5 protein-coding genes are annotated in these 6,647 nt (G+C 64.1%); 2 read left to right on the top strand and 3 right to left on the bottom strand.

Annotated elements, in window-relative coordinates:
* The first annotated feature begins 322 nt into the window (after positions 1-322).
* Together ABLA28_RS03345 and ABLA28_RS03340 are read left to right on the top strand one after the other, a co-directional pair.
* Entirely contained in the window at positions 323-1,900 is a 1,578-nt protein-coding gene (locus ABLA28_RS03345) for a M20/M25/M40 family metallo-hydrolase (protein WP_347712511.1), read from the top strand.
* A gap of 274 nt (positions 1,901-2,174) precedes the next feature.
* The gene (locus tag ABLA28_RS03340) at positions 2,175-3,131 is read left to right on the top strand and encodes an exopolyphosphatase (protein WP_299300975.1); all 957 of its coding nucleotides are present in this window, start codon (positions 2,175-2,177) and stop codon (positions 3,129-3,131) included.
* 94 nt (positions 3,132-3,225) lie between these two features.
* Here the strand turns inward: ABLA28_RS03340 and ABLA28_RS03335 are convergent, their stop codons facing one another.
* From ABLA28_RS03335 to ABLA28_RS03325, 3 genes are all read right to left on the bottom strand, one after another.
* A complete protein-coding gene (locus ABLA28_RS03335; protein ID WP_347712509.1) occupies positions 3,226-3,735 on the bottom strand; it encodes a rubrerythrin family protein in 510 nt (169 codons plus the stop codon).
* A gap of 158 nt (positions 3,736-3,893) precedes the next feature.
* Complete coding sequence (locus ABLA28_RS03330) at positions 3,894-5,015, bottom strand: glycosyltransferase (protein WP_347712508.1); 1,122 nt, start codon at positions 5,013-5,015, stop codon at positions 3,894-3,896.
* Positions 5,000-6,640, bottom strand: coding sequence for an HAD-IIIC family phosphatase (locus ABLA28_RS03325; RefSeq protein ID WP_347712507.1), 1,641 nt, complete (start codon positions 6,638-6,640; stop codon positions 5,000-5,002). Before ABLA28_RS03325 ends, ABLA28_RS03330 begins: the two co-directional genes overlap by 16 nt.
* Positions 6,641-6,647: the final 7 nt, after the last annotated feature.

Genomic DNA, 6,647 nt, shown 5'->3' with positions numbered 1-6,647 from the left:
AGAGGAGGGCCGGAAGCGCCGATTTTTTCAAAACTTCCCCTGCCGGCTTCATCGGCTTGTCCTGCAATTCTCTTGCCTGCGGATTTGGGGCTCTGAGGAGGTATTGCTCGTCCGACTGAAGGGCTGTGGTAAAGTATGCGAAGCCCCGGCGGCCGATGGAGGCTTCGCCGCACGGATCGTGAATTCTTTTATATTGAAGATTGCCTTGGAGGCAAGGGCCTTCGTCGAAACGACCGTTTCTTCAGGGAGGAGTGGGAGAATGCTGCCCTTCGGGTACTCGCGCCCTCGGTTTACCCCGAGGGGGGAGCGTATTTATGATTTGATGCTGCGTCTCGTGGCCATCCCCAGCATAACGGGGTCCGACGGGGGGGAGAACCGGTGCGCCCGGTTCCTGTACGATCGCCTCTCCCGCATTCCCTATTTCGGGGAGAACCCGGATGGACTGCGCCTTGTGCGGCTGGAGGAGGACCCTCTGGACAGGAGGGCGGTCCTGGCCCTTCTCAAGGCGGCTCGTCCGACCCGGAAAACGGTGATCCTGACCGGACATTTCGATGTCGTCGATACCGACGTCTGCGGTCCGCTGCGCCCATGGGCGTTCGACCCCGAAGCCTACACGAGCCGCATCGGCGGGCTCGAGCTGCCCGACGACGCAAGGCGAGACCTTGAATCGGGAAATTACCTGTTCGGCCGGGGCGTGTCCGACATGAAGACGGGGGTTGCCGTCAACCTGTGCCTTCTGGAGGACTGGGCGGCCGACCGGGAGAAGCTGGACTTCAACGTCCTGCTCTGGCTGGTCCCGGACGAGGAGGGCGACTCCGCCGGGATGCGGCTGTCCCTTCCGGCCCTCCTGGACCTTCGGGAGCGGGAAAAGCTCGAGTTTGTCGTCTGCGTCGACACGGAACCCGTTCTGAGCAACGATGGGCCCGGGATATATTTCGGCACGATCGGCAAGGCCATGCCCTTCTTCCTGTGCGTCGGAAGGGAGGCTCACGTCGGAAACTATGGGGAGGGGATGAACTCGACCCTGATAGCCTCCTGCCTGAATCTCTCGATCGAGGGGCGCGGGGCCGAGAGCGTCGGGGGAGAGACCTTCTCGCCCGATTGCTGCCTGAGGCTGCGCGACCTTCGGGAGCGCTATGCCGTGACGCTTCCCGAGCGCACGGCTGTCTACTACAACTGCCTGACCGTGAACCGGACCCCGGCCTCGATCTTGGAGGACATGAAGGCCAGGGCCGGCCGGGCGCTTCGATCCGCCTTCGAGCACTTGGGATGCGGGGACCGGGCTGTCCGGGTGCTGGATGTCGATGAGCTTCTGGGAAGGGTGGCCGCCGCGGCGGGGATGTCCCGGGAGCGTCTGACGGACGAGCTCCTTCCCCGCATCTCCGCAGCGGACGAGCGGGACCGCAACGTCGAGTTCCTCTCGCTCCTGATGGATCGGGTCGGGGAAAAGGGACCTCTGGTCGTCGTGGGGTTCCTGCCGCCCTACTATCCCGCCCGGGTCAACGAGGGGCGGACGCCTCGGGAGCGGGTCATCCGAAACGCCGCCGGGGCGGTGCGGAGGAGCCTCGCGAACCGGGGGCTGGGTTTTTCGGAGGTCGAGATCTTTCAGGGGATCTCGGACCTGAGCTACACGGGCTTCCGCGGCGGGGGGGACGACATCATGCCCCTGGCGGCCAACATGCCCCTGTGGGGCCGCGGCTACTCCATCCCCCTCGAGGCCCTGAGGTCCGTCGACATCCCCTCCGTCCTCCTCGGTCCCATCGGGGCCGATGCCCATAAGCTCACCGAACGGGTGGAGCTGCGTTATTCCATGGACATACTCCCGGAGGTGCTCGGGGAATTTCTGTCCCTTGCCGCGCTGTCGGACGGGCCCGGGCAAGGGCGCTTTCCTGAGAAATAGAGGCCGATGCCTTTCGTTCCAGACTTTTTTGAGTTAAAATGAGAAGGAGTGGGGGATTGGAGTCTTCGGACCGGTCAGCCTCGAAAGGGTTTCTTTCGTTTTGCGGCGGTGCCCTGCGTGTACTTTTTGCACAATCGGAAAGAAACGCGTTGCCGTGGTTTCCTGCTCGCAACCTCTGCAAGGCGTAGGGTAAATCCTCACTTTTATCGTGCTTATCTGCGCTGAAAAGCAGCGAAGGCAGGGACTTCTGCCATTTTTGCGGAGGTGAACCGGGATGCGGCTTCTGACCCGATCCGATTTCGACGGATTGATGTGTGCGGTACTTCTCAAGGACCTGAATCTTTTTGACGAAAAACTGTTCGTTCATCCCAAGGACATGCAGGATGGGCTCATCGAAGTCACGGCCGACGACATCCTGGTGAACATCCCCTATGCCCCGGGCTGCGGCATGTGGTTCGACCATCATACCAGCGAGGATGCGCGGGGAGTGATGCATCAGTACAAGTATGTCGGCGCCTCCTGGCCCGCTCCCAGCTGTGCGCGGGTCATCTACGAATACTACGGCGGTGCCAAGGGACGCCTCGCCCGTTTCGACGGCATGGTGGCGGATGCCGACAAGTGCGACTCCGCCCACTTTTCCAGGGAGGAGGTCCTGGACCCGCAGGGGATGGTCCTCCTTTCCTTCATCATGGACCCCAGAACCGGCTTTGGGCGCTATCGCGACTTCCGCATCTCCAATTATCAGCTGATGGACTGCCTGATCGATCATCTTCTGGTCATGCCTGTAGACGAGATCATGCAGCTCGAGGACCTTCAGGAGCGGGTGCGCCTCTACGAAGCCCACCGCGAGCCCTTCGAGAGGATGATGAAGGATCATTCCCGCACCGAGGGGGCCGCCGTCGTCACGGACCTTCGCGGGATAGACGAGACCTTCGTGGGGAACCGGCATATCATCTACGCGCTCTACCCGGATCAGAACGTCTCGGTGCGCGTTTTCGACGGCAGGGAGGGGAAGAACTGCGTCTTCTCCGTCGGATACAGCATCCTGAATCGGACGGCCACCGTGGACGTGGGCAAGCTGATGCTGAAGTACGGCGGCGGCGGGCATCGCCGGGTGGGGACGTGCCAGGTCCCCTTCGAGGATGCGGACAGGGTCCTGAGCGAGATCCTCGAGGAGATCAACTCCCAGAACTGGCAGATGCTGAATATAGCCGGCCTCGAGGAGTTCTGATCCGCCCCGGGCATTCCAAGCAATAAATAAAATACGGCGGCTTCCCTCTTTCCGAGGAGGCCGCCGTATTGTATGCAACGATTACGGCTGTGGATCAGCACGCGGGGTTCTTCACGAATACGCTCCCCTTGGCCTTGCAGATCGGGCAGACATCCGGGGCCGATCCCTCGTGGACGAAGCCGCAGATGGGGCAGAGGTACCAGTCGGCGTCCTTGCCCTTGAGAGCGGCAAGTCCCTCCAGGGCCTTCTTGTAAAGCCCGCCGTGAACCTTCTCCGCCTCGTTGGCGAGGTGGAAGCTCCGCTTTGCGGCCGCGTGCCCCTCGGCCTCGGCATCCTTGATGAACCCGGGATACATGGTGGAGAACTCGTAGGTCTCCCCGTCCAGGGCTGCCTTCAGGTTGCTGGCCGTATCGCCGACCCCGTCCATGGTACGGAAGTGGGCGGTCGCGTGCACCGTCTCCGCGGAGGCGATGGCACGGAACATCTTCGCGACGCCGGGATACCCCTCTTTGTCCGCCTGATCCGCGAAGGCCAGGTACTTCCTGTTGGCCATCGACTCGCCGGCGAAAGCCTCCTGCAGGTCTTTCATGGTCCTCTCGTGCATGATGAAACCCCCTTTGAAAGATAAAAACAGGCCCTCCTCCGCCCGCTCCTGTTCGGACGGGAGGGGAGCCCCTTAACGATACTCCATCTCTGCGGAAAAGTCACCAGCCGCAGGAGGGAAACTTGGGAGAAAAAGGCCTGGGGGAATGCGCTTCCGAGCTATCCGAGCAGTTCGGAATAGATCCTCTCGTGCTCCTTCAGAAGGTTGCCGAGGTCCCATCGGGAGTCGGGGAGGGGATGGAACTCGGAGGGTGCGGCGGCCGCGACGAGCATGGCCGCCGCCAGGGCCGCGGAGTTGCCGACGGGGTAGAGCGTACCGCGGGAGGGGTCGGTGACGAGATCGCGTATGCCGCGCACGTCCGCACCCAGGACCGGGATGCCCAGGGCGATGGACTCCATGAGGCTTCGGTTCAGCCCCTCCCGTTCCGAGGGGAGGATGGTTGCCCGTGAGGTCAGCATCAGCAGGGGAATGTCGGAACGCTGCCCCAGGAAGTGGACCTGCCGGGAGATCCCGAGCCTCTCGGCAAGGGCCTTCATCTCGTCCTCGAGCGGCCCCCTGCCGGCGAGGGCGAGATGAAAGTCCCTCCGTCCGGTCTTGGCCAGAGCGTTCAGGGCGTCCCGGTGCCGCTTACCCGGGTTGAACTCCGCCACCATGAGGAAGAGTTCGTCCTCCCGGCCGAGCCCGAGCTCCTCGTAAAGCCCGCATACCCCGGCCATCGAGACGGATTTTCGGGACCATCTCGCCAGGTCCAGTCCGATGCCCGGAAGGCAGGTCAGCCTCTCCGGAGGGACGAGGGCGTGTTCCAGGGCGGCCCGGCGGTCCTCCTCGTTGATGACGATCAGATGGTCCGTCCGACGCGCCGCTCGGCGCTCCAGCTCCAGGTAGAGGCGGTTTTTCAGGGGCGAGCCGCCGCTGTGGAAGTGGAACCCGTGCGCCGTGTAGACGATCTTCGGACGCCGTTCCGCGGGCAGCCGGCCCAGCGCCGTGCGCGTCACGAAGGAGGCCACCGGTGTGTGGACGTGCACGATGTCGTACCCCTCGCGGAGGACGAGGTTGCGGATCGCGCCGTTCATCCGGCGCACGCCGCGGAGCGCCCAGGGTTTTCGGGAAAAGGGGACCTCGTGACAGGCGTCGAAGGTCTCCCGGCACTCCGCGCAGGATTCCGCGTCCCGCGACAGGGCGTCCACGCGCCAGCCCAGATCCCTGAAGTGGCGGGCGTAGGGCAGCAGAAAGGCCCTGAGCGTTGCGGCTACGGTGGTGACGATCAAGAGTTTCGGCATACGAACGACCTTCTTTCCGGGAATGGAGCCACCCGGCTCCAGAGTTCCCCGTTTTCGGCATAGCCCATGCGTTCCCAGAAATCGCGGACGGGCTCGTTTTTTGCGGTGGGGACGTATCGGCCGTTCAGAGCCGTGACCCCCTCGGACCCGAGAAGCTCCTCGATCCAGGCAAGTACGGCGCCCTCCACGCCGCGCCCCATGGCCCTGCAGCTCATCAGAAAGGTATCGAAAAGCGCGCTTTTCGTATCTCCTGTCCCGGATATCTCCGCAATCGCCAGGGCGATCCGCCCGTAGTCTCCATAACGGTCCCTCAGGGAGGCGATCCAGACGCGGCGGGCCTTGTCCCGGAGCATGGCGAGGAGGTCCGCCTCCGTGTATCGGCGCGTCGTCAGGTTGAACTGGTTGGTCTTGGCACAGAGCTGTGCGGCCCGGGGCACCTCGTCCTCCCGCAGGAGGTGAAGGTCGAGTTTCATCTCCAGCGAGGCGAGGTAATCGTCCAGGGAACCGCAGGACGACCTGGCGCTCGTTCGGAGGGCCTCGGCGCGATACATTCCGGCCTTGGCGGCATCCTCGGCGTCCAAGCGCGGCGCGGTGAAACAACGGTCCGCGACCTCGCGCATAAACGCGGGGAGCTCCGCCGTGTCGGACGGGAACTCCGGGACCTCGACCTCCGGGCAGCCGGCCCGAACGGCCGCCCGCTCTACGGGATTGTCGTCGATGAAGACCAGGGAATCCATGCCGATGTTGAGCTCACGGGCGATATCCGCGATATTCTGCGGCTTGGGCAGCCAGTTGGCCTTCACGCAGACGAAGTCCTCCTCGTGGAGGACGGCGTTGGGGTGCTCCCGGAAAGGCCGCAGGGCGTCCTCGGGGTTGTTCTTCGAGGCGATGGCCAGTAGCACCCCCTGCCGGGCGAGCCGTTTTGCGGCGACCTGGACGTCCCTGTAGATGGCGCCGACGCCATGGTCCGAGAGGATGATTCCGTCCAGGCCGTCCTCGCCGACGACCCCACCCCAGAGGGTTCCGTCCAGGTCCAGGACCAGGCATTTCCTGCGTGTCCCCCGCAGGATGCGTCCCATGCGCGCAACCTCGGCGGCGAGGCGCGTCTCGCCCCGGGCGGAGAAGGGCAGGGCGCCGAGGTACCATGTCTTTGCATTGTAGAAATTCTCCCGCCCCGTCTCGGCGGCGAGCTCCTCGATATCGAGCACCGGAACACGCAGGGATTCCAGAATATCCCGCCAGCGCTGAGCGGCGCGGCGTTCGAGGTTCGGCCCCGCCGGAGGCTGAGCGGGGGCCCGCGGAAGGTCCAGGGTGGAGACGATCAGCGTCCGGTCGGGATGCTGCCGCTTCGCCTCCTCGATGGCGGTGGACAGTCCGTCCAAGACGGACTCGAAATCCTCGCCGACTCCGGCGGGGAAAAGGGCCGGACCGTGCAGAACGAGGCAAAGAGTTCCGGCCTCCCAAGCGGGGGATCCGGGATTCAGGAGCTCCGCCCTCCAGGTGTCGAAGCCGGGGGCGGTTCCCGCATCAAGTCCATGCAACGTCCTGAGCCGGAGGGCCAAGCTCTCGGCCGTGACGTTCGAAAGAAGGATGAGGGAGGGGGAATGAGATGCCTTTGGGGACATGGCGTGC

Origin of the sequence: uncultured Fretibacterium sp. (genome assembly GCF_963544685.1) — a bacterium.
Lineage (GTDB): Bacteria > Synergistota > Synergistia > Synergistales > Aminobacteriaceae > CAJPSE01.
This window is presented reverse-complemented; position numbering and strand designations above follow the sequence as displayed.